We start from the raw sequence: 24,941 nt of genomic DNA, 5'->3' as shown, positions 1-24,941 counted from the left end.
CCTACTCCCGGAGCTCTCGCAGGGCCGCGCGGAGTTTCTGATCGTCCCGGAAGTAGGTCTCCAGCTGCAACAGGGTGAACCGTTTTCGCAACTGTTCGCGAACCCAGCCGTCAAGGGGCGTGCCGGGGGCGCGCAGCGCCACGCCGACGAGGTCGAACCGTTCGGAGCGCTGGCGCGCCGTCTCCATCCAGCGGTGGACGAGCAGGTCGCGGACGCGCTCGTCGAGAACGGAGACGAGCGCGGCCCGGAAGGCCGGGGAGCGCGCGGTGAGCGCGTCGGCCACCGCCTGGACCGCCGGGCCCGAGAGCGCGCCGCCGACCCGCTCCAGGGCGTCCGCCGCGGCCCGTGGGTCCCGCTCGCCGGGGACGTCCCGGGCGGTGAGGAGTCCTTCCGCCGCGCTGTTCCCCGGGATAGCCTCGGCCAGGCGGAGCGTCGGCCCGCCCAGGACGCCGTGGCGGGCCGCCAGGGAGCGCAGCATGTGCAGCGCCACCTCGGGCGTCCGGCGCAGGAGGGAGCCTTCGGCGTGCTCGGCGAGCAGGTCGCAGACCTGCCCCGTCAGGACGTCCCGGCGGCGCAGCGCGCCACCGCGCTCGAGCCCGTGGACGATCCCGGTCAGCAGCGTCCCGCGGGCGCCGCCGGTGAGCGTCACGACGGCCGCGACGACGTCGTCGGCGGAGGCGAGCCGCTGCCCGTCCCGCAGGTGGTCGGGGTTGACGAGCGCGAACGCGCCCCGCCCGGTGGTCTCCCGGGTGACCGGGACGCCGAGCCGCTCGGCCACGGCCGTCAGCTCCGCCAGCAGCGGCAGGCTCTCGGCGACGGGCAGCCGCCGGGCGAGTTCCGGCAGGAGCTCCGCCGGGTCCTCCAGGGCGAAGTCGTCCAGCCTGGTCCGCAGCGAGGGCGTCGACAACACCAGGCGGGCGCACCGCTCCCCGGCCGCACGCGCGCGCCCGGCGTCGGGGGAGTGCCGGTTGACGGCCGCGGCGAGCTCGAAGGACAACCCGTCCACGGGCAGCCGCGGCCATACCCACGACGGCAGGCCGGGATGCCGCACGAGCGGCAGGGCGAGTCCCTGCGCCTCCTCGTCCGCCTCCTCCGCACGGCACAGCGCCAGGAGCGCCGCCGCGCCCTCCAGCCCGTCGCCGACCACCTCGGCCAGCTCCGCCAGGCTGTCCAGGCCCTCCAGGTCCAACGCGCGCCACAGCCCTGCGACGGTGCCGGCGTAGCGGCTCGGCTCGTGCCGGGGGGCGGGGCCGTCGAGCAGGTGGGCCTCCTGGTCGGCGCGCAGCGACGCCCACACGTCGGGGGTCGTCCCGGCGAGGCGGTGCGGGCAGGCGGCGGGGTCGGCGGTGTAGGTGGTGAACGACAGCAGCGCCGCCCGCGCGACGGGCAGCGAGTACGACAGGACCGCGATCCAGCGGGCGATCTGCCCGACGTCCGGGGAGACCAGGAAGATCCGCCCGGAGGAGGAGCAGACGGCGTCGACGAGCGCGGCCAGCCTGGCGTACGGGTCGTGGTCGAGACCGGAGAGCCAGCGGCCGAGCGCCTCGGGGTCGAAGGCGTCACCGGGCGGCGGGTACTCCAGGACGGGCAGCTCTTCGAGCGGGGCGTCCGCCCAGAAGGGCGCCCCCCAGAACTCGATCGGGCGCAGCCCCTCCATCTCCGCCGGGTCGGCGACCACGGCGTGCGCCAGGAAGTTGCCGAACCGCCCCGAGTAGTCGCGGCCGAGGTAGCGGGACCGGACGAGCAGCCGCCGTTCCCCCGCGGCGTCGACGACGTCGTAGCCGAACGAGACGGGGAAGCCGGCCAGTTCCTCCTCGCCGGGCGAGGGCGGGGCGTCGGGCGGGGGGCGGTAGCCCAGGTAGGGGGAGACCGCGCCCTCGACGCCCGGCGGCAGGCCGGGGGAGACGGCGGTGAACTGGAAGCCCGAGCGTCGCGCCGTGCGCGCGGAGGTGTAGTGCAGCTGCCAGGCCATCAGCCGTCCAGCATTCCGAACCGGTGCAGGAGCCACAGGAGCGGATCCTCCACGCGGTGCGGGCGCACCCCGCCCGCCGCGACCTTGTCGGCGCTGGGGGCCCCGCCCAGCGCCGACACCCCGAACAGCTGGTACTCGGCGTAGTTCTGGTCCAGGTAGCGGTCGAGGTCGCCCGACCCCCAGCCGTGCAGCAGCGCCCTGACCTCGGCGTCCGCGGCGGCCCTGTCGTCGGCGTCCAGCGCGCCCGCGCGGTGGCGGGCGCGGCGCAGCGCCGACTGGCGGGGCAGCTCCAGCGCGTCGATCTTGGTGAGGACCATCGCGGCCGGGACCCTCAGCCTGTCCTTGGGCGCCAGCCCGTACCGCTGGCGCAGCGGCTCGGTCACCCGCGCCAGCACGTCCAGCGGCTCGCTGTCGGCGGCGCCGCCCGTCAGCTCCAGCGGGTCGGCCAGGAAGATGATCGCGTCGGCGGCCTCCAGGTACTTCAGGTGGAGGTCGCGCACCTCGCGGCTGCGCAGGTCCTCGCCCGCGGTGTCGAACAGCACCAGCGTCAGCGCCTCGGTGCGGCTGGTGAACCTGCCGCGGACCCGCCGGGACAGGGAGAACACCAGCGGCTCGCGCGGCGCCGTCACCGCGCTCGGCGTCATGGGCAGCAGCCGCTGCTGGTCGAACAGGGGGCGGGCGAAGTCGCGCTTGTAGCGTTCGATGGTGCGGTCGTCGCAGGCGACGAGCGAGGTGCCGAGCTCGGTGCCGACCCGGTTGCGCAGCTCGTGCAGCAGCACCGCGACGTAGGTGCTCTTGCCGGCGTTCTTCGCGCCGACCAGCGCGACGATCCTGCCGGGCGTGTCGCAGTAGGCGGGGGCCAGTTCGTGGTGGCACTCGGGGCAGACCCGCCGGCCGCTCTCGCGCCCGCAGTCGGGGCAGGACGCCCGCGCGCCGCGCCCGGCGAACACCGGCGGCAGCACCGCGCCCGCCTGGGTGCCCAGGTAGGCGGCGAGCTCGGCGTCCAGGCGCGGGTCGCAGCCGATGCCGCGCCCGGCCCGCCCCAGGCAGCGGTAGGCGATCTGGGCGCGGCCGAACACCGCGAAGCAGTACGGGCAGGTGACGGTGTCGCGCCCGCGGGCCCGTACCCGGTGGAGTCTCTCGGTTCTCACATCACGCGCCTTGCTGGAGTCTGCGGACGGGCGGGTCGGCGAGTTCGACGTCCGGCCCGGCGAAGCACCGCAACCAGAACGGCCCGGGACGCTTGGGCAGGGGCACCCGCAGGACGGCCTCGTCCGGCAAGTCCGTATTCTCCCAGACCTTCAGCGTTTCGCCGTCGGAGGGATCACGCGGCATGACGCGGCCGTCGCGCACGACCAGCTCCAGCCGTGCCAGCCGCACCGGCCTGTCGCAGGCGAGGCTGACCGCCAGCACCCGTTTCCACGGCGGCCCGGTGACGGCCAGGTCGTACCGGACGACGGTGGGCGCCGCGACGGCGGCGGTGACGGCAGGGCCGGTGAGCACCGTGCCGCCCTGCTCGGCCGTTCCGGCGACGCTGACGCGCACCGGCTCGCCCTCGGGAACGGGCAGGTGCACGCCCCCGCCCGCGGTGTACGCCGCGCGCGAGACACCGATGCGCCTGGCGGGCCCCTCGGCGACCTCGTAGGTGACGGCGACGGCGGCGGCGTCGCCGGGCCAGCCGAAACCGACATCGACCTCGTCGCCCCGGCGCACCACCGTCAGACCGGACGGCGCGGGCAGGTCCACATGGCGGCGGAACGCGCCGATCGCCGCACTCGACCCCGCGACCGTCACCACCAGCAGCACTCCGCTGGACCCCGGCCGCACCACCAGGCCGCGCGCGTGCGGGGTGGACTCGACGCGCTGCGCGGGCAGCTCGCCCACCGGGACCAGCGCGCCCACCGGCCACGGCGGCTCCCGGTCGAGCAGCAGCGCCTCCACCAGGCCGTGCGCGGGGATGGGGAAGCGCAGCAGCAGCCTGTCCTGCGCGTACGGCTCGACGGCGAACTCCGCGACGGCGTCGGGAAGCGCGTGCGGGGTGGCCGAGGCGAGCACGCCGGGTGTCTCGACCTCCGCCACGCCGTCGACGTAGACGGCGTACACCCGGTACCGGTGCGTCGTGCCGTTGCGGACGCCGCGGTCGGTGAAGCCCTCGCGTCCGGCCGGGACGGGCTCGCCGTCGCGCAGCACGGCCACGCGGACGGCCTCCGGGGGGCACTCCCACCGGCCGGTGACCATCCCGTCCCCGGCGGCGAGCTCCACCCGCGCGGGCTCGGGGCGCAACACGACCGGGCCCGCGCACACCGGCTCGGACGTCGCCTCGCCGCGGCGCGCGTATACCGCGTAGAAGAGCGGCACGTTCACCGGCGGCTCGCCGTCCACGGACGCGACGGGCTCGCCGTCGGAGGAGTCGCGCGGCGGGCGGCCGGGCCGTCGGACGACCTCGTGCAGGATCCGGCCCGCCCGGGACGGCGACGGCCGCCACGACAGGCGGACCGACGTGCCGTCCGCCTCGGCCGCCACGTCCGAGGGCGGCAGCGGGGGCAGCCGCCGCTGGTGCTCGCGCAGCCCCGGAAGGTCGGCGGCCAGCCGCAGCGCGTCCTCCAGCCGGTCCCACGCCCCGTCCGCGTCCCCCGCGCCGGTCAGCTCCAGCGCCTCGTCCAGCAGCCGGGACGCCGCCGCCACCCGCTGCCGCGCCTCGACGGCCTCCGGCGGGACCTCGTGCTCGTCCAGGCCCTCGGCGAGCAGCGCGGCGGCGTGCGCGTTCCCCGCTTCCAGCAGTTCGCGCATCCGTCCCGCCGGACCCGCCGGGACGCCGCCCTCCCGGCTGATCGCGAACACCAGCCGCCGCGCCTCGTTCGGCTCGACGCCCAGGCCGCGCACCGCGAAGTCCATCAGCGCCTGGTCGGAGGCGCGCTGCTCGCGCCGCTCACGCAGCCGGGCGATGAAGTCGTAGCCCAGCAGGTCGTGCAGGAGGTCCTCGCGCATCGCGGTGCGCAGCGCGATGAGCACCGTCTCGGCGTGGGTGGTGCTGGTGTCGCGGGGCCGCCGCGCCCACTCGCCGGTCACCCGCTCCAGGGCGCGTGCGGCGCCCGCCGGGTCGATCGGCATGCCGCCCGCCGACACCCCGCCGAACAACCGGATGTTGCCGATCCTGTCGCTGCCCAGCAGGAACGCCAGCATGTGGCGGGCGCCCAGCACCTCCAGCGACTCGCGGGCCTTGCCGTAACCGGGATAGGGCGGGACGGCCGGCAGCGCGTCGGGCTCGTGCACCTCCAGGCCGTCGATCCGCAGCAGCTGCGCCAGCTCCGCCCCCGACACCCCGCCGGCCTTGCCGATGGCCGCGCACTCGGCGGGGGAGAGCACCCGCAGCGGTCCCGCGGCGTCCAGCAGCCGGTTGCGCACCTCGGCCCTGCGCTGGGCGTTGCGCTCGTCACCGCCGCGCAGCCGCTGCCTGAGCGGCCCGAGGTCGCCCTGCTCCGCGGCGGTGAAGACCGGGCCGAGCGCGCGGTGCTCGGCCTCCAGCCGGTCGATGAGCTTGCGGTACTTCAGCTGGCCGCGCGAACGCCGCCAGCACTGGCGGACCTGCTTGACCCGCGCGCCGACCGCCTCGGGCGTGAGCTCCTCGGGCAGGGCGTAGCGCGCCCGCAGGTCCTCGGGCGGCTGGTCCCCGGCCGCCCGTGCGGGTTCCAGCACCCGCTGCTTGTAGTCGTCGTCGAACGACACGCCCTCAGCTCACCTGAACGCGCGAGAGCGCCGCCCTCGAGGCCTCGACGTCGTCCTCCGTCATGCCGCCGACCTCGACCTCCAGGTCCAGGCGCTCGCCGGTCTCCTTCTCCTCGGCCGTGACGTGCAGCAGCCCCGAGGCGTCCAGGGAGAACGTGACGGAGATCGGCCAGCCGGCCTTCTTGCCGGCCGGGACGCGCACCGAGCCGGTGGCGATCTCGTTGTTGTCGGCGGGCTCGGGCGACTCGACCGCGCCGGCCTGCTCCATCACCCGCACGTCCGCGGTGGTCTGGTCGTCGTGCACGGTGAAGAAGTCCGAGGAGCGCCCGGCGGGCAGCTCGTCGTTGGCGTGCACCAGGTGGACGACCTCCTCGGCCTGGGTCTCGCGGTTGAGCACCACGATCCCGAAACCGCGCGAGGCGACGGTCTTGATGCGCCGCGCCGCGATCTGCCGCTGCTGCTCGGCCGACAGGCCCGCGCGGTTGGCCATCTCCTCGGCCTCCTCCCGCGCGCCCTCCGACAGCAGGCGGCGGAAGGTCTCCTCGAAGGCGTACAGGGCGGCGCCCTTGGCGACGGCGAGGTCGGGGTCCTGCAGCCGGGGGGTGAGGCCGAGCTCGGCCTCCAGCCGCGCGGAGACCGCGGGCATCTTGGTGGAGCCGCCGACCAGCACCAGGTCGCCGTAGTCGGTGACGCCCTTGGCGCGGGCGACCTCCATGGTGCGGCCGGTGATCTCCACGGTGCGGTCGAGCAGGTCCTTGGTGATCTCCTCGAAGACCTCGCGGGTGATCTCCAGGGTCGCCACGCGGCCGCCGTGCATCACCCGGACGGTGTGCTGGGTGCGCGCGGTCAGCGCCTTCTTGGCCTCCTCGGCGTCCCGGCGCAGCTGCTGCTCGGTGAGCTTGTCGTCCAGCGGGTCGCCCGCGTCGGGGTGCTCGGCGCGGAACTGCTCGGCCAGGTGCTCCACCAGGCGCGAGTCCCAGTCGGCGCCGCCCAGCTCGTGGTCGCCGTCGGTGCAGACCACCTCGATGTGGCCGCCGCGCAGCGCGATGACGGTGGTGTCGAACGTGCCGCCGCCCAGGTCGTAGACGAGGATCGTGCGGTCGCTCTCGGGGTTGAGCACGCCGTAGGTGACGGCCGCGGCGATCGGCTCGGAGATGACGTCGATGACGTTCAGGCCCGCGATGCGCCCGGCCTTGCGGGTGGCGTCGCGCTCGGCGGCGCCGAAGTAGGCCGGGACCGTGACGACGACGTCGCGGGCGACCTCGCCCGTCACCGTCTGGGCGTCGGTGGCCAGCTTCAGCAGGATGAAGGCCGACAGTTCCTCGGGGTTGTAGTTGAAGCCGTGGATCTCGCGGGGGACGTCGCGGCCCATGTCCCGCTTGATGAGGCTGACCACGTTGTCGGGGTCCAGGACGGCGGTGTCCTTGGCCGTGGCGCCCACGACGACGTTGTCGCCGGACTCGAAGTAGACGACCGAGGGCGTGGTGTCGGTGCCCTCGAGGTTGCGCAGCACGGTCGGCCGCCCGACGTCGTCGATGCTCGCGATGCAGGAGTAGGTCGTGCCCAGGTCGATCCCGTATACCGCCATGCCCTCGGTGCCCTCAGTCTTCCTGATACTTGCCGACACGGACTTGTGCTCTGCGCACGACGAGCTCCCCGCGGGCGAACCCGTCGGCGCACACTTCGACGACCCTGCCGTCGAGCGAGCGGTCGGCGACGGGCTCGGTGCCCAGGGGGCGGTGCCGTGCGGAGTCGTAGGGGTCGCCGAACTCGACCTCGATGAGCTCGACGCCGGTGCGGCCGAGCGCCTCGGCGAGCTCGTCGCCGATCATCTGCAGCAGAGGGGCGACGTGATCGCCTTGCGGCGGTTCCAGTTCAGCGCGGCGGACCAGGTCGTAGAGCCGGTAGAGCGCGCCCCGTACGGGCTCGTGCAGCTGCTGCAGCTCACCGCGGCGCAGGTGCTGGTTCTCCCGGTGCAACCGGTCGATGATCTCTTCGCGGTGCTTGGCCCGCTCGTGCTCGCGCTCCAGTCTCGCCGACAGCCCGAGAAGGGCGTCGCGCAGTTCGGCCGGCGTCACCTCGGACGGCCGGCCTTCTTCTGGAGGACCGGGCTGACTGGACACGTGGAGAAACCCTATAGGTCGGTTGACCCTGGCGATAGGCCATCTTGAGGAAATGACACGATCGGGTAACAGCGCCGAAACGCGCATATGGCAACATAAAGGCACGGAACGTTTACTGGAGGTGCCGATGCTTTTGCGGATCCGGGTCCGTCTCCCCGACCGTCCGGGGTCGCTGGGCAGGGTCGCCCGCACCCTGGGAGCAGCCGGGGCCGACGTGGTCCAGCTGTCCGTCCTGGAGAACGTGGCCGGCCGCGCCCTGGACGACATCACCGTCTCCTGGCCGTCGGGCGTCTCCGCCGACCGCATCACCGCCGGCCTCCAGGCCGTCCCCGGCGTGCGGGTCGAGGGCCTGTGGCCCACCGTCGAACCCCCGGGCCTGCACCCCGACGTCGCCCTCATCGGCCAGCTCGCGGCCCATCCGGGGGAGGGCCTGCGCATCTTCGCCGACGCCCTCCCCGCGATCCTCTCCGCCGACTGGGCGGGCGTCCTGCGCACCGGCCCCGGCAGGCTGGTCCACACCAGCCCCGGCGGCGAGGCCGCCGAGCCTCCGGCCGACCTGGAGCCGCTGCGCTGCCGCGCCTTCCGGTCCCCCGACGGCACCCAGTACGGCCTGGTGCCCTTCGCGTCCGCCGACACCGCCGTCCTGGTGGCCCGCTCCGCCGCGCCGGAGTTCCACCTTTCGGAGATGCTCCGGCTGGAACAACTCGTCCAGGCCGCCGAATCCGTTCTCGGGGATCGGCTTTCTCCTCTGATGTGACGGCTCTCCGGCGGCGCCGGACCCGGTTGGCCGAGATTTCGGCTCCGTTTTGCCTTTCCTTGTTTCAGCCGGTCAAGGCGTGGTCCGGACGGAGATCCAGACGGGTGCCGGTGAAGCCCGCCCGGAGGGCGCGGTCGTGGGTGACCAGGACGAGCGCGCCCCGGTAGGCGGCGAGCGCGGCCTCCAGTTCGGCCACGAGCTTGGGGGAGAGGTGGTTGGTGGGCTCGTCCAGGAGGACGAGGTCGGCCGGGGAGGTCAGCAGGCGGGCCAGGGACAGGCGCTGGAGCTGGCCGGTGGACAGCGCGCCGACCGGAACGTCGAGGGCGTCCGGGCGGAAGAGCCCGAGGGACAGCAGGTGCGCCCGGTGCTCTTCGGGGTGGCCGGGGCGCCCTGCGGCGAAGGCCGCCAGGAGGCTGCGGGACGCGTCGGGAGCGGGCGGCCGCCCCTGGACGGGACGGGCGGCGCGGCCTTCGCGGAGGCCGCCGGAGTCGGCCGGGACTTGCGTGACGCTGGTGCCGGTGTCGGCCGCGTCCTGCGTGATGTGGATGCGGGCGTCGGGCGGGTCCTGGGGGAGGTAGGCGGTGCGGCCCCTGCGGTGGACGGTGCCGGAGTCGGGGGCGAGCTCGCCGGCGAGGAGCTTCAGGAAGGTGCTCTTCCCCGAACCGTTGGGGCCGGTCACCAGGATGCGCTCGCCCGGGGCGACGGTGAAGGCGTCGAGGGACAGCCGACCGGCGACGCGGACGCCGTGCAGGGTGATGAGCGGGCCGTCCGTCGCGCCCCGGGTGAAGGCGCCGGAGAGGCTCAGCGGCTCGGGAGGCTCGGGGACGGGCGACTCCTGGAGGCGGCGGATGCGCTCCCGCGCCTGGCGGACGCGGCTGGAGACCGAGCTCTGGACGCGGCCGCCGGCACGGTCGTAGGCCATCTTGTTGCCGTCCTTGATGTCGCGGCCGTGCGCGACGCGATGCGCGGTGGTGGCGGCGAAGCGCTCCGCCTCGCGCAGCTCCTCGCGCCAGTCGAGCCAGGCCTGGCGGGCGCGCTCCCGGGCCGCGGCCTGCTCGGCGAGGTAGCCGGAGTAGCCGTTGCCGTAGCGGGTGACCGCGCCGTTCTCGACCTCGACGATCGCGGTGGCGACCCGCTCGAGGAACACCCGGTCGTGGGAGACGGCCACGACGGTGCCGCGGTGGGCGCGCAGCCGGTCCTCCAGCCAGGCCAGCGCGGCGGCGTCGAGATGGTTGGTCGGCTCGTCCAGCAGCAGCAGTTCGGGGGACGCCGCGATCAGGCAGGCCAGCCCCAGCCGGGACCGTTCGCCGCCGGACAGGGAGCCGAGCGTCCTGTCCGGCGCCACGTGCCCGAGCCCGAGCGCCTGGAGCGCCGCCCCGGTGCGCGCCTCGGCCTCGTAGCCGCCGCGCAGGTCGTAGACGTCGAGCAGCTCGCCGTACTCGGCCAGCCGCTCCTCCGTCAGGTCCGCCTCCAGTTCGCGCATGCGGCGCTCGATCGCCCTGAGGTCGGCGAGCGCGACGTCCACGGCCTGCCGCACGGTGTACGCGGAGGGCAGCTCCAGCGTCTGGGCGAGATGCCCCACCCCGCCGGAGGCCGAGACGACGACCTCGCCGTCGTCCGGCGTCTCGAACCCGGCGGCGAGCCGGAGCAGGGTCGACTTGCCCGAGCCGTTCTCGCCGACCACGCACACCCGTTCCCCGGGCTTGACGGACAGCGAGACCTGGTCGAGGACGACCCGGCCGGCGTAGGACTTGGAGATTCCGCGGAGGGAGAGCTGAGCGGGCAAAAAAGACCTCTCGTGACGGGGACGGGACGGGGAGGGCCCGGCACGGCGGCCTGCTCCGCACCGGCACCTTCCTAACGCAACCATGTTGCGTTAGTCTGAGCATGCCATGAAGAAGACCGCTAACGCAACCGAGTCGCCTTTGCCCGATGCGGGCACCGTCCGCCCCGGCGGCCGCACCGCCCGCACCCGCGAGGCCGTCCGTCAGGCCACCCTGGCCGAACTGGCCGAGAAGGGCTTCCCCGGCCTGACCGTGGAAGGCGTCGCCACCCGTTCCGGCGTCCACAAGACGACGGTCTACCGCCGCTGGCGCAGCCCCGCCGCCCTGGCCGCCGACGCCCTCGGCCTGGCCGAGGCCGACCCCTGGCCCCTGCCCGACACCGGTTCCCTGGCCGAGGACCTGGAGTCCCTGGCCGCCCAGGTCGTCGAAGGCTTCACCGACCCCCTGACCGGCCCCGTCACCCGAGCCCTCGTCGCGGCCGCCGCCCAGACCCCCGAAGCCGCCCTCGCCCTGCGCTCCTACCTGACCACCCGCCACCGCCAGGCCGCCGCGGTGGTCCACCGCGCCGTCGCCAGAGGCGAACTCCCCGCCGCCACCGACGCCGAGGAACTCGTCCGGGCCACCGTCGCCCCCCTGTACTACCGCCTCTGCATCACCACGGAACCCGTCTCCCCGCAGGACACCGCCCGAGCCGTGACCGCCGCCCTCGCCGCCGCCCGAGCAGGCGCCTTCTCCCGCTGACACCCCGGCCGGAAGCGCTGCCGAAGAGAGGAGATCGGCTAAAAGGTCACAGAACACCAGGAACCGGATGGGCATATCGAGGCCGCACTCCTCTGCCGGTCAGCCTTGGCCGCCGGCGCCCGTCACGAAGGCTCAGGAACCTTTGACGCCTTTGACGAGTCTCCGGAAGCCGCGAGGCGTGAACCGCAGGCGGGCTCCTGCCGGGTTCTTGCTGTCACGGACGAGGACTGCTCCCGCGAGGGTGGCGAGCTCCACGCAGTCACCACCATTGGCGGTGGTGTAGCTGGACTTACGCCACTTCAGAACTAGTGATTCCATCGTTCTTCCATTGTCCTTCGGATGATGTCGCGGGAGTGGCTCGCCGGAAGCGCGAGGGACCGCACCTCGATCAGGGTTCGCGCTATGGAGGCTAGCTCGTCGGGGTCATTGATCGTCAGGCCGCGGATCGCCGACTCGACATAGGCGACCTCGCTTCTGTCCTCCAGGGTGGCGAGGTTGAAGGCTCCGCTGTTCCCCAGGTGTTCTCCCCTGCTCGGGACTATCTGGAGGGCGACGTTGGGAAGCTCGCCCACGGTCAGCAGGTGCTCCAGTTGTTCACGCATGACGGTGGAGTCCCCTGTCGCCCGGTGCAGCGCCACCTCGTCCAAGAGGAGCGAGAAGACAGGGGGAGCCGGCTGCCGTCTCGTGAGGATCTTCTGCCGGTTCAGACGCGCCTCGACCACGTCCGTGCTGCGGAGTATCGCGCTCGCGTAACCGGGTGTCTGGAGAAGGCCGTGGACGAGCAGGGGCTGGTAGGACTGGATCATCACGGCTTCGGCTTCGATGTTGGGCCAGTCGAACCAGGTGGGGAAGGCTGAGTCGAGGACGAGGTCGTCCCACAGTTCCAGGAGCCTGCCGCCGGCTTTGAGCTCGGCGTCCATGGTGGCGGCGAACTCGCGGGTGCAGCGGGTGCGGCCGCTTTCGACCTGGCCGACGTACTGGCTGCTCACCCCCTGTCCTCCGTTGGCGCGGCGTCCGGCGCTCTCCTGGGAGAGGCCGACGGCCTCGCGGTAGCGGCGGAGCTGGCGGCCGAACGCCAGCAGCGTCGGCGAGACGGAGCCTCTCTTGCGCCGGGCGGCCATCCCCTCGTCCTCCCCGTCGGTGAAACCGGCCAGAGGGCGGGGAAACCGCGATGAAAGCGGGAGCGGCCGTCCCCGTCCGGTTGTAAGGCTTTGTCACGTGCTTTGTGACGCACGGTACCGACCCGGTGGCTCACTGGTGTGCGGAACGAGGAATCGACTGCTCGAACGAAGGCCACGCCCATGACCGACGACCGGTGCACCCCTGCGATCGACCACCTGCTCCTGCCCCTGCTCGCCTCTCCCGCCTCCGCGGGCCTGGCGCGCACCCTCGCGGAGCAACGGCTCCGCCGATGGGGCGATCTCGACATCCTGGACGACGCTCTGCTGGTGGTCGCCGAGCTGGTGTCCAACGCGGCCAAAGAGACACCGGGTGAGGAGATACGCCTTGAACTCGTCCGCGACGCTCGCGACGCCATCGTCGCCGTCTGGGACTCCAGCCCCCGGCTGCCCCGCCCGCGGCCTCCGGCCGAACTCAGGCTGGAGGACCTCGACCTTTCGGCGGACTCCTTCGACGACGACGGCGGACGCGGCCTCCTCATCGTCGCCTCTCTCACCAGCCGGAACGGTTGCACTCGCGACCCTCGCGGCGGCAAATGGGTCTGGGCCGCCTTCTCGGGAAGGCGGTGAAGCGGCACCCACCGCGATCTCGCGAGCACCGTGAAGCCGGACGTCGAGGCGAATCCTTCGGGAGGGCGCGGGGTCAGTGGTGGCGGACGGCGTGGGCGGCCTGTTCGGCGATCGTGCGGAGGTGGGCGGCGAGTTCCGGCGGGTCGAGGAGGGTGTAGGGGACGGGGAGGAGGGTGATGCGGTGGGCCAGGTAGCGGGGGGAGTCGGGGGCGGTGTGCAGGAGGCAGGAGGTGTCGTCGACCGGTTCCAGGGTGCCCTGCCAGGCGGGGACCTGAGAGGCGGCACGGTCGAAGGGCACGTGCAGCAGCAGGCGGGCGCGGACGTCGCGGGGCGGCATTGCGCGGGTCACCCAGGTCCGGGTGTCGACGCCTCCGGGTAGCTCGCGGGCGGGGACGCGGACGCCGGTGCGGTGGACCTCGCTGATGCGGTCGGCGCGGAAGGAGCGCCAGGCGGCGCGGTCCTCGTCGTAGGCCACGAGGTACCACAGGCGTTCCACCACGACCAGCCGGTGCGGTTCCACCAGGCGGCGGGTCGGCTCGCTGTGCGGTTTGGCGTAGGCGAAGCGGACCTTCTCGCGGGCGGCGCAGGCGGCGGCCAGGGAGGCGAGGTCGGCGGCCTGGGCGGCGGGGCCGTCCGGGCGCGGCAGGACGACGGCCGCCTCGGACAGCGCGGTGACCCGGTGGCGCAGCCGGGAGGGCAGGACCTGCTCCAGTTTGGCCAGGGCGCGCAGGGAGGCCTCCTCGACGCCGTCGATCGCGGCGGTGGCGGCGGTGCCGAGGCCGACCGCGACGGCGATCGCCTCGTCGTCGTCCAGGAGGAGCGGCGGCATGGCCGTTCCGGAGGTCAGGCGGTAGCCGCCGATGTTGCCCTGGGCGGCGTGGACGGGGTAGCCGAGCCGGCGCAGCCGTTCGACGTCGCGGCGGATCGTGCGGGGGGTGACGCCGAGGCGGTCGGCCAGTTCGGGGCCCGGCCACTCCCGCGGGGTCTGGAGCAGGGACAGCAGGCGCAGCAGCCGGTCGGAGGGATCTCGCATGAATTCCATCCTGCCGTCCTAAGAGGACATTCACTGACCTGTTGGCTTCCTAGTGTTCGGGGTGTCGAACGGAAACGAGCCGCCGGTTCGCGGCGGCGAAGGGAGCACGATGTTGCGAGGGGTCTCCACCGTCAACCTGTGGGCCGACGACGTGGAAGCGGCCGGGAGGTGGTACGCCGAACTGCTGGGCGTCGAGCCGTACTTCAGGAGGCCGGACGACGGCGGGCCGGTGGCCTACTACGAGTTCAGGATCGGCGACCACCAGACCGAGCTCGGCATCGTCGACCGGAGGTACGCGCCGCCGGGAGCGCCCACCGCCCCCGGCGGCGCGGTCCTCCACTGGCACGTCGACGACGTGCAGGCGACCCTGGACCGGCTGCTGTCCCTGGGCGCCGAGCCGTACATGCCGGTCACCGAACGCGGCGAGGGGTTCGTCACCGCCGCGGTGGTCGACCCGTTCGGCAACGTGCTGGGCTTCATGTACAACCGCCACTACCTGGAGGTCCTGGGCCGGTGATGCACTTCGCGGACGCCGCCGAGTGGGAGTCGTGGCTGGCGGCGCATCACGAGGACGAGGGCGGAGCCTGGCTGAAGATCGCCAAGAAGGGCTCGGGCGCGGCCTCGCTCACGATCGTGGAGGCGCTGGAGGTGGCGCTGTGCCACGGCTGGATCGACAGCCACCGCAAGGCCTACGACGACCGTTTCTTCCTGCAGAGGTACTCGCGCCGCCGGAAGGGCAGCCCCTGGTCGCGGGTGAACGTCGAGCGGGTGGAGGCGCTGACCGCCGCGGGACGGATGCGCCCGCCGGGCCTGGCGGAGGTGGCCGCCGCGCAGGCCGACGGCCGCTGGGAGACCGCCTACGCCGCCCAGCGCGACGTCGCCGTCCCGCCCGACCTGGCCGGGGAGCTGGCGGCCCGCCCCAAGTCCGCGGCGCGCTTCGCGGCGCTCGACAAGACGGCGCGCTACCGGTTGATCCTGCCGCTGCTGAAGGCCAGGACGCCCGCCGGGCGTGCGGCCCGGCTGCAGAAGGCGGTCTCCGCCCTGTCGGCGCCCTGAGTCCGGGCGGTGGCCAGGAGACGCCGAAGGCCCGGGGATCCCGGGCCTTCGGCGCGTGCGGTGTGCTCGACGCGCCCGATGTGTGCGGTGCGTCCGGCGTGCCTGGCGTGTGTGGTGTGTCCGACGCGCCCGGAGCGTGTGGTGTGCCCGATGTGCGGTGCGTCTGACGTGTGCGGTGCCAGGCGTGTGCGGTGGGTCAGGCGGTGAGGACGACGGGTTCCTCGTCGGGAGCGGTGGCGGCCGTCGGGGGCCTGCGCAGGGCGGCGGCCAGGAGGGCCAGGCCGAGGAGGGCCCAGGCGGTGAGGACGAGGAGGGGGGTGCGGGCGGCGGCGCCGTCGAAGAAGGTGACGGAGCGCAGGAGGGAGGCGGCGGCGCCGGGCTGGAGGAACTGGCCGAGGGCGCCCCAGGGCTGGGGGAGGAGTTCGGGGCCGGTGGCGGCGCCGGAGAAGGGGTTGCCCAGGAAGAGCAGGGTGAGGGCGCCGGCGCCGATGCCGGGAGGGCCGATGAGGCTGGCCAGGCCGGTGATGGGCGCCGCGGTCGCCAGGGACGCCAGGGCGGCGACGGCGGCGACCTCCAGGTAGGAGCCGGGGGTCAGGGACAACCAGGTCTGGGCGACGAGGGCGGTGAGGAGGCCGCCGGCGGCGGCGAAGACCAGGACGCCCAGGAGCCGGTCGCGGGCGGCGCGGACCAGGAGGGTCAGCGCGGCGGAGGCGGCGATGCCCGACATGACCAGCGGGAGGATCATCGTGGCGAAGCCGGTGCCGCGGGGGTCGTCGGGGTCGGCGGAGACGACGTCCTCGACGGCGGGCGCTGGGGTCCCGGCCTGGGCCGCGGCGAGCTGCACGAGGGCCTGGGAGACCGCCGGGCTGGCGGCGGACGCGGTGAGGACCCTGGGGCCCTGCGGGGTGACGGCGACCGCGCCGTAGACCTCCCGGTCCTCGATCGCCTGGCGGGCGGCGGCCTCGTCGGCGTAGGTACGCACCTCGAAGGCGCCGGGCTGCGCCTGCTCCAGGCGCTGGGTCAGCTGGGTGACGGCGGCCGCGGGACCGGCGACGCCCAGCGGCACGTCACGGGGGGCGGTGTTGGCCGAAGGCCAGGCGAACGCGAGGACCATCAGGGCCTGCACGGCGGCCACGGCCAGGGCGAGGATCAGGGGGTGCGGCCGGGATCTCATGACCGGGCTCCTATAAATCGGACGTTCGTTCTCTTATCTGGGTCCGATGCTACGCCCGTGTGCCCGGTTGTCAAGAACGAGCATCCGTTTTATTTTTGGCCCCATGCCGAAAGTCAGCCCTGAGCACCTGGAGCAGCGCCGTCAGCAGATCATCGAGGCGGCGGTGCGCTGCTTCGCGATCAAGGGCTTCAACGGCACCTCCATGCAGGACATCTTCAAGGAGTCCGGGTTGTCCGCGGGGGCGGTGTACCGCTACTTCCCCGCCAAGGCCGACCTCGTCTCCGAGATCGCCGAGGACAGGCGGTCGGCGGTGCAGTCCGCGCTGCGCGAGATGCTGGGCCGGGAGGAGCTGCCCCCGCTGCCGGAGGTGTTCCACGACTTCCTCGAGATCTTCCTGGCGGAGCTGGAGGGGGGCGGCAAGCTCCAGCTGCTGCCCGAGGTCTGGGCGACGGCCGTGCACGACGAGGCCATCGGCGCGGTCGTCAACGAGATCCTCACGGGCGTCCGCGGGATCTGGACGCAGTTCGCCGTCCGCTACCAGCAGGAGGGGCGCCTTCCCCAGGGCGCCGACCCCGCGGCGGTCGGCACCGTCCTGACCTGCCTCATCCCGGGCTTCGTCGTCCAGCGCCTGGTCCTGGGCGACGTGGACCCCGAGCTCGTCCGCCGCGGCCTGGAAGGCGCTCTCGGCTTCTCCTGACGATGTCCTCCGCGTGCCCTCCCCGGGCCGCCGCGCGCCCGCGTTGTCCACATAGTGATACACATTTCTCAAGACTTGAGACGTCGGGTTAGAGTCGGGCCATGACGGACCAAGAGAAGTACACCCACGGCCACCACGACTCCGTGCTGCGCTCCCACCGCTGGCGCACCGTGGAGAACTCCGCCGCCTACCTGGCCCCGCACCTGGGGCCCGGCGACTTCCTGCTGGACGTCGGCTGCGGTCCCGGCAGCATCACGGTCGACCTGGCCTCGCGGGTGGCGAAGGTCGTCGGCGTCGACCTGGTCGAGGAGGTGCTGGAGGAGGCGCGCAGGCGGGCGGAGGGCGTCGCCGACGTCTCCTTCCATGCCGCCGACGTCTACGAGCTGCCGTTCGAGGACGACACGTTCGACGTCGTGCACGCCCACCAGACGCTGCAGCACGTGGCCGACCCCGTCCGGGCGCTGAGGGAGATGCGCCGGGTGTGCAGGCCGGGCGGGATCGTCGCCGCGCGCGACTCCGACTACGGCGGCAAGGTCTGGTACCCGGCGCTGCCCGAGCTGGCCGAGTGGCTGGCGCTGTACGACCGGTGCGCGCGGGCCAACGGCGGCGAGCCGAACGCCGGTCGGCACCTGCTGGCGTGGGCGCACGAGGCGGGGTTCGAGGACGTGCGGCCGTCGGCCTCGAACTGGTGCCACGCGACGGAGGAGGAGCGCCGCTGGTGGGGGGAGATGTGGCGCGACCGCATCCTGGACTCGAAGATGGCCGAGCAGGCGCTGTCCTCGGGCTACGCGGTCCGCGAGGACCTGGAGCGCATCTCGCGCGGCTGGCAGGCGTTCGCCGACCACCCGGACGGCTGGTTCGCCCTGCTGCACGGGGAGATCTTGTGTAAGGCGTGACTTAGACGTTCTTGTGGACTTGCGGCAAGCTTGTCCCACTATGGGGAATCTGACACTAGAACGAATATCCAAGAGCTACGGAGAGCGGAGGGTCCTCGACGAACTCGGCTTCGAGGTGGGGGAAGGCGAGCTCTTCGGGTTCGTCGGCAGCAACGGAGCCGGCAAGACCACCACGATGCGGATCGTGCTGGGAGTGCTGGCCGCGGACTCGGGAACGGTCCGCTGGGGCGGCACCCCGCTGGACGAGGACGCCCGCCGCGAGATCGGCTACATGCCCGAAGAGCGCGGCCTCTACCCGAAGATGAAGGTGCGCGAGCAGCTCGTCTACCTGGCGCGGCTGCGCGGCAGGTCGGCGCAGGACGCCGACCGGGCGACCGACGAGTGGCTGGAGCGGCTCGGCGTCGCCGAACGCGGCGGCGACGAGGTGCAGAAGCTCAGCCTCGGCAACCAGCAGCGCGTCCAGCTCGCGGCGGCGCTCGTCCACGACCCCAAGATCCTCGTGCTGGACGAGCCCTTCTCCGGCCTGGACCCGGTGGCCGTCGACGTGATGAGCCAGGTGCTGCGCGACAAGAGCGCCGAAGGCGTCCCCGTGGTCTTCTCCAGCCACCAGCTCGACCTCGTCGAACGGCTCTGCGACCGCGTCGGCATCATCCGCGGCGGCCGGATGGTCGCCCTCGGCACCACCGCCGAACTGCAGGAGCAGGGCCAGGCGCAACTGCTCTGCCGGGTGGAGGGAGCGGCGGACGGCTGGGCCGACGCCGTGCCGGGCGTCCTGGCCCGCGAGGGAGACCTGTTCACCCTCGCCCCCGACGCCGACGAGCAGGTCCTGCTGCGCGCCGCGCTGGCGGCCGGGCGCGTCCGCGAGTTCAGCTTGCGGCGCCCGACGCTCACCGAGCTGTTCCGCGACGTCGTGACGGGGGAGAAGGCGTGAACTCGCTGACAGAGGTGCGGCTGATCGCCGTACGGGAGCTCGACCGCCTGCGGTCGAAGATGTTCGTCATCAGCACCGCGGTGATGATGGTCCTCGTGGCAGGCCTCCTGATCGGGCTGAAGCTCCTGGGCGGCTCGGCGACGAAGATCGGATTCGTCGAGGAGGGCTTCGCCGGCCAGGTCACCGCCGTGGCCACGGCGATGAAGCTCGACGTGGAGAAGCAGACCGTCCCCTCGCAGAAGGAGGGCGAGCGGCTGGTCCTGGAGGGCGAACTCGACGCGCTGGTGCTCGACGGCCCGCTGCGCATGGTCGTCAAGGGCGAGCCCGACGAGCAGCTGGAAGCCGCCCTGTCCGCGCTGGGCCAGCAGTCCGCGCTGAACGCCGAGCTGGTCAAGGCGGGAGCCGACCCGGCGCAGGTGAACCAGGCCGTCGCCGGCGCCTCCGTCGAGGTGGTCTCCCTGGAGGGCAGCGACGAGCAGCGCGAGACCCGGCTGGGCCTGGCGATGGCCCTGGCCGTCCTGCTGTTCATCATGCTGCAGACGTCGGGGATCCTGGTCGCGCAGGGCGTGGTCGAGGAGAAGTCCAGCCGGGTGGTGGAACTGCTGCTCAGCTCGGTCCGCCCCTGGCAGCTCATGGCGGGCAAGGTGCTGGGACTCGGCCTCCTCGGCTTCCTCCAGATGGGCCTGGTCGTGGCGGCGGGCGTCGGGGCGCAGCTCGCCACCGGGGCGCTCGACCTGCCGGGCGGCGACCTCACGGGGACCGTCGTGTGGTCGCTGGTCTGGTTCGTCGCCGGGTACACGCTGTACGCGCTGCTCTACGCGGCGGTCGCGGCCACGGTCTCCCGCCAGGAGGACATCGGCGGGGTGAGCGCGCCCATCCAGATCCTGCTGATGGGCGGCTACTTCCTGTGCTTCACGCTGGTGCCGGCCGACCCGGACGGCACCCTCGTCCGCATCCTGTCGTTCGTTCCGGTCTTCGCGCCGCTGCTCATGCCGATCCGCGCCGTCTACGGGGCGCCGCTGTGGGAGCAGCTGGCCTCCATCGGCGTGACCCTGGTGGTGATCGCGGCGCTGGTCTGGCTCGCCGGGCGGATCTACGCCAACTCGGTGCTGCGCACCGGCGGCCGGGTCAGCCTGAAGGAGGCGATGCGCGCCGGCGATTAGCCAGCGCGATGGTGTCGACGTGCCCGAGGGGACCGGACAGGTCGTACAGGACGCAGTGGCCGGAGGCGATGCCGTCCGCCGACAGGTGGCCGCCCGCCTCCAGGCCCAGTACCTCCCCCTCGGGCAGCCGGCCGAGGCTCAGGGTGTAGTCGGCGTTGATGTAGTTCAGCCCGCGGGTGCTCCAGTGCGCCAGCGGGCTGGCCAGGTCGGCGGCGAGCGCGGCCCGCGTGAACGGCGAGAGCTCCTCGCCCTCCACCAGCGGGTGCGTCTCGCGCATCCAGACCCGCCGGCGCTGATCCGCCGACCAGTCGCCGTCGTTCTCGCCGATCCGCCACATCGCGAAGGTCGGCGTGCTCCCGCCGCGGCGCGGGTTGGGCTCGCCCAGCTCGTCGGGCGTCGGCACGTCCCACGGCTCGGCCGTCCAGGCGGTCCCCGGCGGCTGCCCGCCGGGCCTGAGCATGACGCAGCTCGCCCGCGCGACCGTCCCGTCGGGCCCGTCGACGAAGGCGTCCACCACCCGGATCCGCCGCCCGTCCCGCACGACCTCGGTGCGCACGGTCAGCGGCACCAGCCTGCTGTTGCGGTACAGGTCGACGGTCAGCCGCGCCGGCCGCAGCTCCGCCGTGCCGTGCTCGGCCTCGACGGACCGCGCCAGCAGCCCGCCCAGCAGCCGCCCGTGCAGCATGTCGGGCGCCCAGGGGCCGCGGGCGTGCGGGGCGGGCAGGAGAGCGGAGCCGGAACGTGTGAAGAACGGGGGCACGGGGCCATCATGCCCGCCCTCCCGCGGCGCCCCGCGTCCGGGTCCGCCGGAAAGGATCACGGCCTCCGGCACCACCGCGCCGCGGTGCCGGACGACCGTCGAAGACAGACGCTAGTGCGGCCGGGCGCCCGGAAAGATGGCCCGGCTGTGAACTGTCTGTTAAGTCGGAATCAGCCGTAGCGCTTCATCTCGTGGAAGAAGCCCGGGACGGTGTGCAGGTCGCCGGAGGCGGTGACCTGGTCGTAGACGTAGCGGGCGACGGCGAGGTCGAGGACGCCGAGGCCGAAGGGGGAGAAGATGACGGGCCTGTCGGCCGGCGGGGTGGTCCTGCCGGTCAGCACGTCGTAGAGGGTGCCGTCGACGAAGTCGCGGTTGCCGGTCTTCTGCTCGGCCAGGTGCGGGGAGGTGTTGGCCTTCAGGCAGTGGTCGACGTCGTCGACGACGTTGTAGGCCGACAGGATGATCTCGGGGGAGAAGTCGCGCAGCGAGACGTGCAGGACGAGCGGGTTGTGCGCGAGCAGCTCGGGGTCGAGGATGTGCGGCTCGCCCGCGACGGTCGCCAGGACGACGAGGTCGGAGGAGGTGAGCAGGGACTCCACGGTGTCGTGGATGGCGACCCGGCCCTTCTCGGTGCGCTCGAGGTAGCCCTTGAAGCCCTCGGCGTGCTCGCGGGACAGGTCGAAGATGCCCAGCTCGTCGAACTCCAGCCCGTTGCCCGCCAGGTAGGTGTGCAGGTAGCGGGCGATGAGGCCGACGCCGACGAAGCCGACCCTGCGCGGGGTGACGCCGCGCTTGTCCGCCAGGGTGACCGCGGCCAGGGCCGCGGACGCCGCGGTGCGGGCGGCGCTGATGATCGAGCTCTCCAGGCAGGCGAACGGGTAGCCGGTCTCGGTGTCGTTGAGGATCAGCACGGCGCTGGCGCGGGGGATGCCGGCCGCGACGTTGTCGGGGAAGGAGGAGATCCACTTGATGCCGTGCACGTTCACGTCGCCCTTGACACTGGCGGGCAGCGCGATGATCCGGCTGTTGGGGCGGTCGGGGAAGCGCAGGAAGTAGCTGTCGGGGTTGACCGTCTGGGCCTCGCCGTGCAGGCGGTACGCCGCCTCGACCATGTCCGTCAGCTGCTTCTCGCGGCCGTGGAGGGCGTTGTGCACCTGTTCTCCGGAGATGACGGAGAACGAGGGGGCCTGGGTCATGTGACTGCTCCAAACGAGGGGACGACGCAACAGGGGCGGGCGGACCCCCGCGAGGGGGCCCGCCGAAGACGGGGGGCGGGTCACTCGAGGTCGAGCGCCCCGAAGTGCTCGGTGAGCCAGTCTTCCTGGTACAGGGAGTCTAGGTAACGCTCGCCCAGGTCGGGGGAGATCGCCACGGCCACCGGCTCCTCGCCGGGGTACTTCTCGTTCAGCCAGTGCAGGGCGCCGCTGATCACGGTGCCGGTGGAGCCGCCGAAGAGGAAGCCGCGGGCCGCCAGGCGGTGGCAGGTGCGGATGGTGTCGGGCTCGGCGACGTGCACCACGTCGTCGATGTAGGACTCGTCGACCAGCTCGGGCCGGGTGCTGGTGCCCAGGCCGGGGACCATGCGCCGCTCGGGGACGCCGCCGAAGGTGACCGAGCCGACCGCGTCGATCGCCACGATCGTGACGGGCCTGCGGTTCTCCTTGAAATAGCGGGCGCAGCCCATGAGCGTGCCCGTGGTGCCGGCCCCGACGAACAGCACGTCGAGCTCGGGAAAGGCGCGGTCGATGGCCGGCGCGGTGTGGCGGTGGTGGGCCCGCCAGTTGTTCGGATTGGCGTACTGGTTCAGCCAGACATAGCGGTCGCTGGACGCGCACAGTTCCCGCACATGGTTGATGCGGCTCTCCAGATAACCGCCGTTGGCGTCCTTGCGGGTGATGACCCGGACCTCGGCGCCCAGGGCGCGCATGACGCGCTGGGAGGCGGTGTTGCAGCGAGGGTCGGTGACGCAGACGAAGCGGTAGCCCTTGCTGGCGGAGATCGTGGCCAGGGCGATGCCCAGGTTGCCCGACGAGGACTCCACCAGCACGGATCCCGGAGTGAGCACGCCGCTGCGCTCGGCCGCGGCGATCATCTCGGCGGCCGCCTTGAGCTTCACCGAGCCGGCGAAGTTGAACCCCTCGCACTTCAAGTACAGCGGGGAATCGAGTACGGACCGCAGGTCGACGTACAGGTCCTCGACGTTGAACTCTTGCGGAGAGCTGATAATAGGCACGTTGCCCGGCACCCTCTGTATGACAACAACCGACTGACAATTAAAAGGTCAGAGAACCTGGAATCCGCCCGGGTCGCCAGAATACTCCGCCATCTTTATCGAAATCCCGGCCGCGCGCACCTTCAGCCTGAAATTCTCCGAATTTCCCGCACCCCGTCGGCTGAAAGCTGAGGCCGTCCCGGAAACCCCGCTGGCCCTCCGAAGAAACCTGTGGCGTGCTCCCTCTTCCCGGGTGATGAAGTGACCCCTATCACCGTAGCGCTGATTACCGTACAGTAGGGCATCTTGCCCTGCAAGCCCCGTCTATCATCTAAAGCACACATAATCGGCTAATCGCCGGAGGAGCGGATTCGTGACGATCTTGGATGGACTGCTCGAGCAAACCGCTCTGCCAGAGCTCGCCCTCTCCGAAGGGGAGGTCGAGCGCGCGCGGAAGTTCGCCATGAGCCGTGCGCACGAGGTCGACCTGTCCGCCCCGGTGATCACCCGGGTGGAGGGCATCGCCGCAGGCGGGGACCGCCCCGCCGTGCGCGACGAGACCCGCGCGCTGTCCTACGCCGAACTGGCGGTCGAGGCGCGCCGGATCGCCGCGCTGCTGGAGCGCGAGGGGGTGCTCCCCGGCGCGGTCGTGGCGGTCGGCGGTGTACGGAGCGTCACCGTCATCGCCGCCTTCCTGGCGCTGGAGCTGCTCGGCGCCGTCTACGTCCCCGCGGACGCCAACTGGCCCGCCAGGCGCGTCGCCGGCGTGCTGGAGCAGGCCGGCGCGGTGCTGCTGTTCAACACCGACCCCGGCGAGGTCACCCCCGCCCTGGCGGAGGGCGCGGCCGAGGCCGGCGTGCGGATCGTGCGGGCGCACGAGGCGGCGGCCTGCCCGCCGTGGGAGGGCGAGGCCCGCCTGGAGGGCATCGACCAGCCCCGCTACATGCTCTTCACCTCGGGTTCCACCGGCAAGCCCAAGGGCGCGGTGGTCGAGCACCAGGGCATGATCAACCACATCTACGCCAAGATCGTCGACCTGGGGATGACCGACCGGGACGTGGTCGCCCAGACCGCGCCGCTGGGCTTCGACATCTCCATCTGGCAGATGCTCTGCCCGCTGGTCAACGGCGGCCAGGTGCACGTCGTCGGCGACGAGGTCTCCTACGACCCGGTGGCCTTCGCCGATGTGGTCGACGGGCAGCGGATCACCATCGTGGAGCTGGTGCCCACCATGGTCAGGCTGCTGCTGGACGACCTGGCCGCCCAGGGCGGGACGCGCCTGTCGGGCCTGCGCTGGATGCTGGCCACCGGCGAGGAGCTGCCCACCGAGGTGGCGCGCCGCTGGCTGCTGGAGATGCCGCAGGCGGGGCTGGTGAACGCCTACGGGCCCACCGAGTGCTCCGACGACGTGACCCACCACATCGTCACTCTGGGTGACCTGGAGCTGCTGCGGCTGCCCATCGGCACCCCCGTGATCAACACCGACCTCTACGTCCTGCGCAAGGAGGACGACGACCGGTGGTACGCCTGCGAGCCGGGGGAGACGGGGGAGCTGTTCGTGGGCGGCCACGGCGTGGGCCGCGGCTACCTGGGCGACCACGAGCGCACCCGCGACGCGTTCTTCCGCTCGCCCTTCGGACCCTCCCTGACCAGCCGCCTCTACCGGACGGGCGACGCGGTGAAGGTGCTCCCGAGCGGCGCGCTGCAGTACCTGGGGCGGGTCGACCGGCAGGTGAAGATCGCCGGCGTCCGGATGGAGCTGGGCGAGATCGAGGCCGTGCTCCAGCGGCACCCGAGCGTCGGCGCCGTAGCAGTGGTGGTGCACGACTTCGCCACGGGCCGGTAACGGGCCGGTCGCCATCGGGGGACCGTTGTCACCGGATGCCGGATCGGCCGGTGACGGGACGGTTACACAGCTCGTTTCTTGTCACCTCGGTGAGCAATCCCGCCCGTTAAGTTCCGCTTATGGGAGGATTGCGAAGCATGTTGCAGGCTGGTTGACTGTGACCTCGCTGCGCATAAGTAGCGGATCAGGGGGCTTCACGGCACGGACGGCGACCGTATTCGGGCAATGGCGGCGACCGTACCGGCGTTTGTGAACGGTGTGTTGAAAGGGGCCGGGCATCCGCTTTCTTGATTGGTAACCCGTCACACACAACTGAAATCAC

At 72.6% G+C, this 24,941-nt stretch carries 23 protein-coding genes; 10 read left to right on the top strand and 13 right to left on the bottom strand.

Features of this window, described 5'->3' with window-relative positions; genetic code table 11:
• Nucleotide 1: 1 nt before the first annotated feature.
• From C2865_RS15640 to C2865_RS15620, 5 genes are read right to left on the bottom strand one after another with little or no spacing between them, the layout of a single operon-like run.
• A complete protein-coding gene (locus tag C2865_RS15640) occupies nucleotides 2–1,972 on the bottom strand; it encodes a GAP1-N2 domain-containing protein (protein ID WP_106399173.1) in 1,971 nt (656 codons plus the stop codon).
• Nucleotides 1,972–3,123, bottom strand: a complete 1,152-nt coding sequence (locus C2865_RS15635) for a TRAFAC clade GTPase domain-containing protein (protein ID WP_106399172.1) — start codon at nucleotides 3,121–3,123, stop codon at nucleotides 1,972–1,974. Before C2865_RS15635 ends, C2865_RS15640 begins: the two co-directional genes overlap by 1 nt.
• 1 nt (nucleotide 3,124) lies before the next feature.
• Nucleotides 3,125–5,698: a SaeA-related protein gene (locus C2865_RS15630; protein ID WP_106399171.1), complete on the bottom strand. Its 2,574-nt coding sequence runs from the start codon at nucleotides 5,696–5,698 to the stop codon at nucleotides 3,125–3,127.
• 4 nt (nucleotides 5,699–5,702) lie between these two features.
• Nucleotides 5,703–7,286, bottom strand: a complete 1,584-nt coding sequence (locus C2865_RS15625; protein WP_106399170.1) for an Hsp70 family protein — start codon at nucleotides 7,284–7,286, stop codon at nucleotides 5,703–5,705.
• A 13-nt stretch (nucleotides 7,287–7,299) separates the two neighbouring features.
• Nucleotides 7,300–7,821 carry a nucleotide exchange factor GrpE gene (locus C2865_RS15620; protein WP_198653345.1) on the bottom strand — a complete coding sequence of 174 codons (522 nt, stop codon included), beginning with the start codon at nucleotides 7,819–7,821 and terminating at the stop codon, nucleotides 7,300–7,302.
• 127 nt (nucleotides 7,822–7,948) lie between these two features.
• Here C2865_RS15620 and C2865_RS15615 point away from each other — a divergent pair, with 127 nt between their 5' ends.
• On the top strand, nucleotides 7,949–8,578 hold the full coding sequence (locus tag C2865_RS15615; protein ID WP_106399168.1) for an ACT domain-containing protein: 630 nt from the start codon (nucleotides 7,949–7,951) through the stop codon (nucleotides 8,576–8,578).
• A gap of 64 nt (nucleotides 8,579–8,642) precedes the next feature.
• On the opposite strand, the gene C2865_RS15610 is transcribed toward C2865_RS15615, so the two are convergent.
• Nucleotides 8,643–10,364, bottom strand: a complete 1,722-nt coding sequence (locus C2865_RS15610) for an ABC-F family ATP-binding cassette domain-containing protein (RefSeq protein WP_232835619.1) — start codon at nucleotides 10,362–10,364, stop codon at nucleotides 8,643–8,645.
• Nucleotides 10,365–10,470: 106 nt separating this feature from the next.
• Here C2865_RS15610 and C2865_RS15605 point away from each other — a divergent pair, with 106 nt between their 5' ends.
• Nucleotides 10,471–11,103 (top strand): TetR/AcrR family transcriptional regulator, encoded by a 633-nt coding sequence (locus C2865_RS15605; RefSeq protein ID WP_106399166.1) that lies wholly within the window; start codon nucleotides 10,471–10,473, stop codon nucleotides 11,101–11,103.
• A gap of 132 nt (nucleotides 11,104–11,235) precedes the next feature.
• Here C2865_RS15605 and C2865_RS15600 read toward each other — a convergent pair whose 3' ends face one another.
• Complete coding sequence (locus tag C2865_RS15600; RefSeq protein ID WP_106399165.1) at nucleotides 11,236–11,421, bottom strand: DUF397 domain-containing protein; 186 nt, start codon at nucleotides 11,419–11,421, stop codon at nucleotides 11,236–11,238.
• Nucleotides 11,409–12,224, bottom strand: a complete 816-nt coding sequence (locus tag C2865_RS15595) for a helix-turn-helix domain-containing protein (RefSeq protein WP_106399164.1) — start codon at nucleotides 12,222–12,224, stop codon at nucleotides 11,409–11,411. Before C2865_RS15595 ends, C2865_RS15600 begins: the two co-directional genes overlap by 13 nt.
• Nucleotides 12,225–12,404: 180 nt before the next feature.
• Between C2865_RS15595 and C2865_RS15590 the strand changes: the two genes are divergently transcribed.
• Entirely contained in the window at nucleotides 12,405–12,851 is a 447-nt protein-coding gene (locus tag C2865_RS15590; RefSeq protein WP_106399163.1) for an ATP-binding protein, read from the top strand.
• Between the two features lie 73 nt (nucleotides 12,852–12,924).
• On the opposite strand, the gene C2865_RS15585 is transcribed toward C2865_RS15590, so the two are convergent.
• Entirely contained in the window at nucleotides 12,925–13,884 is a 960-nt protein-coding gene (locus C2865_RS15585) for a helix-turn-helix transcriptional regulator (RefSeq protein ID WP_106399162.1), read from the bottom strand.
• A gap of 109 nt (nucleotides 13,885–13,993) precedes the next feature.
• Here C2865_RS15585 and C2865_RS15580 point away from each other — a divergent pair, with 109 nt between their 5' ends.
• A complete protein-coding gene (locus tag C2865_RS15580; RefSeq protein ID WP_106399161.1) occupies nucleotides 13,994–14,401 on the top strand; it encodes a VOC family protein in 408 nt (135 codons plus the stop codon).
• The gene (locus tag C2865_RS15575; RefSeq protein ID WP_106399160.1) at nucleotides 14,401–14,940 is read left to right on the top strand and encodes a YdeI/OmpD-associated family protein; all 540 of its coding nucleotides are present in this window, start codon (nucleotides 14,401–14,403) and stop codon (nucleotides 14,938–14,940) included. Before C2865_RS15580 ends, C2865_RS15575 begins: the two co-directional genes overlap by 1 nt.
• Before the next feature lie 196 nt (nucleotides 14,941–15,136).
• Here C2865_RS15575 and C2865_RS15570 read toward each other — a convergent pair whose 3' ends face one another.
• Nucleotides 15,137–16,114, bottom strand: a complete 978-nt coding sequence (locus tag C2865_RS15570) for a hypothetical protein (RefSeq protein ID WP_106399159.1) — start codon at nucleotides 16,112–16,114, stop codon at nucleotides 15,137–15,139.
• A gap of 103 nt (nucleotides 16,115–16,217) precedes the next feature.
• Between C2865_RS15570 and C2865_RS15565 the strand changes: the two genes are divergently transcribed.
• From C2865_RS15565 to C2865_RS15550, 4 genes are all read left to right on the top strand, one after another.
• Nucleotides 16,218–16,811 carry a TetR/AcrR family transcriptional regulator gene (locus C2865_RS15565; RefSeq protein ID WP_198653343.1) on the top strand — a complete coding sequence of 198 codons (594 nt, stop codon included), beginning with the start codon at nucleotides 16,218–16,220 and terminating at the stop codon, nucleotides 16,809–16,811.
• Nucleotides 16,812–16,912: 101 nt separating this feature from the next.
• Nucleotides 16,913–17,707, top strand: a complete 795-nt coding sequence (locus tag C2865_RS15560; protein WP_106399157.1) for a methyltransferase domain-containing protein — start codon at nucleotides 16,913–16,915, stop codon at nucleotides 17,705–17,707.
• 40 nt (nucleotides 17,708–17,747) lie between these two features.
• Nucleotides 17,748–18,638 (top strand): ABC transporter ATP-binding protein, encoded by an 891-nt coding sequence (locus C2865_RS15555; RefSeq protein ID WP_106399156.1) that lies wholly within the window; start codon nucleotides 17,748–17,750, stop codon nucleotides 18,636–18,638.
• A complete protein-coding gene (locus C2865_RS15550) occupies nucleotides 18,635–19,801 on the top strand; it encodes an ABC transporter permease (protein WP_106399155.1) in 1,167 nt (388 codons plus the stop codon). The genes C2865_RS15555 and C2865_RS15550 overlap by 4 nt, the downstream gene beginning before the upstream one ends.
• Here the strand turns inward: C2865_RS15550 and C2865_RS15545 are convergent.
• The 3 genes from C2865_RS15545 to sbnA all read right to left on the bottom strand — a co-directional run bounded on the left by C2865_RS15545 (nucleotide 19,767) and on the right by sbnA (nucleotide 22,806).
• On the bottom strand, nucleotides 19,767–20,561 hold the full coding sequence (locus tag C2865_RS15545) for an acyl-CoA thioesterase domain-containing protein (protein ID WP_232835618.1): 795 nt from the start codon (nucleotides 20,559–20,561) through the stop codon (nucleotides 19,767–19,769). The genes C2865_RS15550 and C2865_RS15545 overlap by 35 nt on opposite strands.
• Before the next feature lie 170 nt (nucleotides 20,562–20,731).
• Complete coding sequence (gene sbnB / locus C2865_RS15540) at nucleotides 20,732–21,757, bottom strand: 2,3-diaminopropionate biosynthesis protein SbnB (protein WP_106399154.1); 1,026 nt, start codon at nucleotides 21,755–21,757, stop codon at nucleotides 20,732–20,734.
• 80 nt (nucleotides 21,758–21,837) lie between these two features.
• A complete protein-coding gene (sbnA, locus tag C2865_RS15535) occupies nucleotides 21,838–22,806 on the bottom strand; it encodes a 2,3-diaminopropionate biosynthesis protein SbnA (RefSeq protein ID WP_232835617.1) in 969 nt (322 codons plus the stop codon).
• 340 nt (nucleotides 22,807–23,146) lie between these two features.
• On the opposite strand from sbnA, the gene C2865_RS15530 reads away from it, so the two are divergent.
• Complete coding sequence (locus C2865_RS15530) at nucleotides 23,147–24,619, top strand: amino acid adenylation domain-containing protein (protein ID WP_232835616.1); 1,473 nt, start codon at nucleotides 23,147–23,149, stop codon at nucleotides 24,617–24,619.
• Nucleotides 24,620–24,941 lie beyond the last annotated feature (322 nt).

It is taken from the genome of Actinocorallia populi (assembly GCF_002995495.1).
Classification (GTDB): Bacteria; Actinomycetota; Actinomycetes; order Streptosporangiales; family Streptosporangiaceae; genus Actinocorallia; species Actinocorallia populi.
The sequence above is the reverse complement of the archived record's forward strand: the minus strand, read 5'-3'. Positions and strand labels throughout refer to the sequence as shown.

Coding starts and splice junctions, on each gene's coding strand:
- C2865_RS15575 (WP_106399160.1), top strand. CDS start 14,401: ATGCACTTCGCGGACGCCGCCGAGTGGGAGTCGTGGCTGGCGGCGCAT.
- C2865_RS15580 (WP_106399161.1), top strand. CDS start 13,994: ATGTTGCGAGGGGTCTCCACCGTCAACCTGTGGGCCGACGACGTGGAA.
- C2865_RS15600 (WP_106399165.1), bottom strand. CDS start 11,421: ATGGAATCACTAGTTCTGAAGTGGCGTAAGTCCAGCTACACCACCGCC.
- C2865_RS15565 (WP_198653343.1), top strand. CDS start 16,218: ATGCCGAAAGTCAGCCCTGAGCACCTGGAGCAGCGCCGTCAGCAGATC.
- C2865_RS15615 (WP_106399168.1), top strand. CDS start 7,949: ATGCTTTTGCGGATCCGGGTCCGTCTCCCCGACCGTCCGGGGTCGCTG.
- C2865_RS15640 (WP_106399173.1), bottom strand. CDS start 1,972: ATGGCCTGGCAGCTGCACTACACCTCCGCGCGCACGGCGCGACGCTCG.
- C2865_RS15595 (WP_106399164.1), bottom strand. CDS start 12,224: ATGGCCGCCCGGCGCAAGAGAGGCTCCGTCTCGCCGACGCTGCTGGCG.
- C2865_RS15625 (WP_106399170.1), bottom strand. CDS start 7,286: ATGGCGGTATACGGGATCGACCTGGGCACGACCTACTCCTGCATCGCG.
- C2865_RS15605 (WP_106399166.1), top strand. CDS start 10,471: ATGAAGAAGACCGCTAACGCAACCGAGTCGCCTTTGCCCGATGCGGGC.
- C2865_RS15555 (WP_106399156.1), top strand. CDS start 17,748: ATGGGGAATCTGACACTAGAACGAATATCCAAGAGCTACGGAGAGCGG.
- C2865_RS15570 (WP_106399159.1), bottom strand. CDS start 16,114: ATGAGATCCCGGCCGCACCCCCTGATCCTCGCCCTGGCCGTGGCCGCC.
- sbnB (WP_106399154.1), bottom strand. CDS start 21,757: ATGACCCAGGCCCCCTCGTTCTCCGTCATCTCCGGAGAACAGGTGCAC.
- C2865_RS15590 (WP_106399163.1), top strand. CDS start 12,405: ATGACCGACGACCGGTGCACCCCTGCGATCGACCACCTGCTCCTGCCC.
- C2865_RS15585 (WP_106399162.1), bottom strand. CDS start 13,884: ATGCGAGATCCCTCCGACCGGCTGCTGCGCCTGCTGTCCCTGCTCCAG.
- C2865_RS15560 (WP_106399157.1), top strand. CDS start 16,913: ATGACGGACCAAGAGAAGTACACCCACGGCCACCACGACTCCGTGCTG.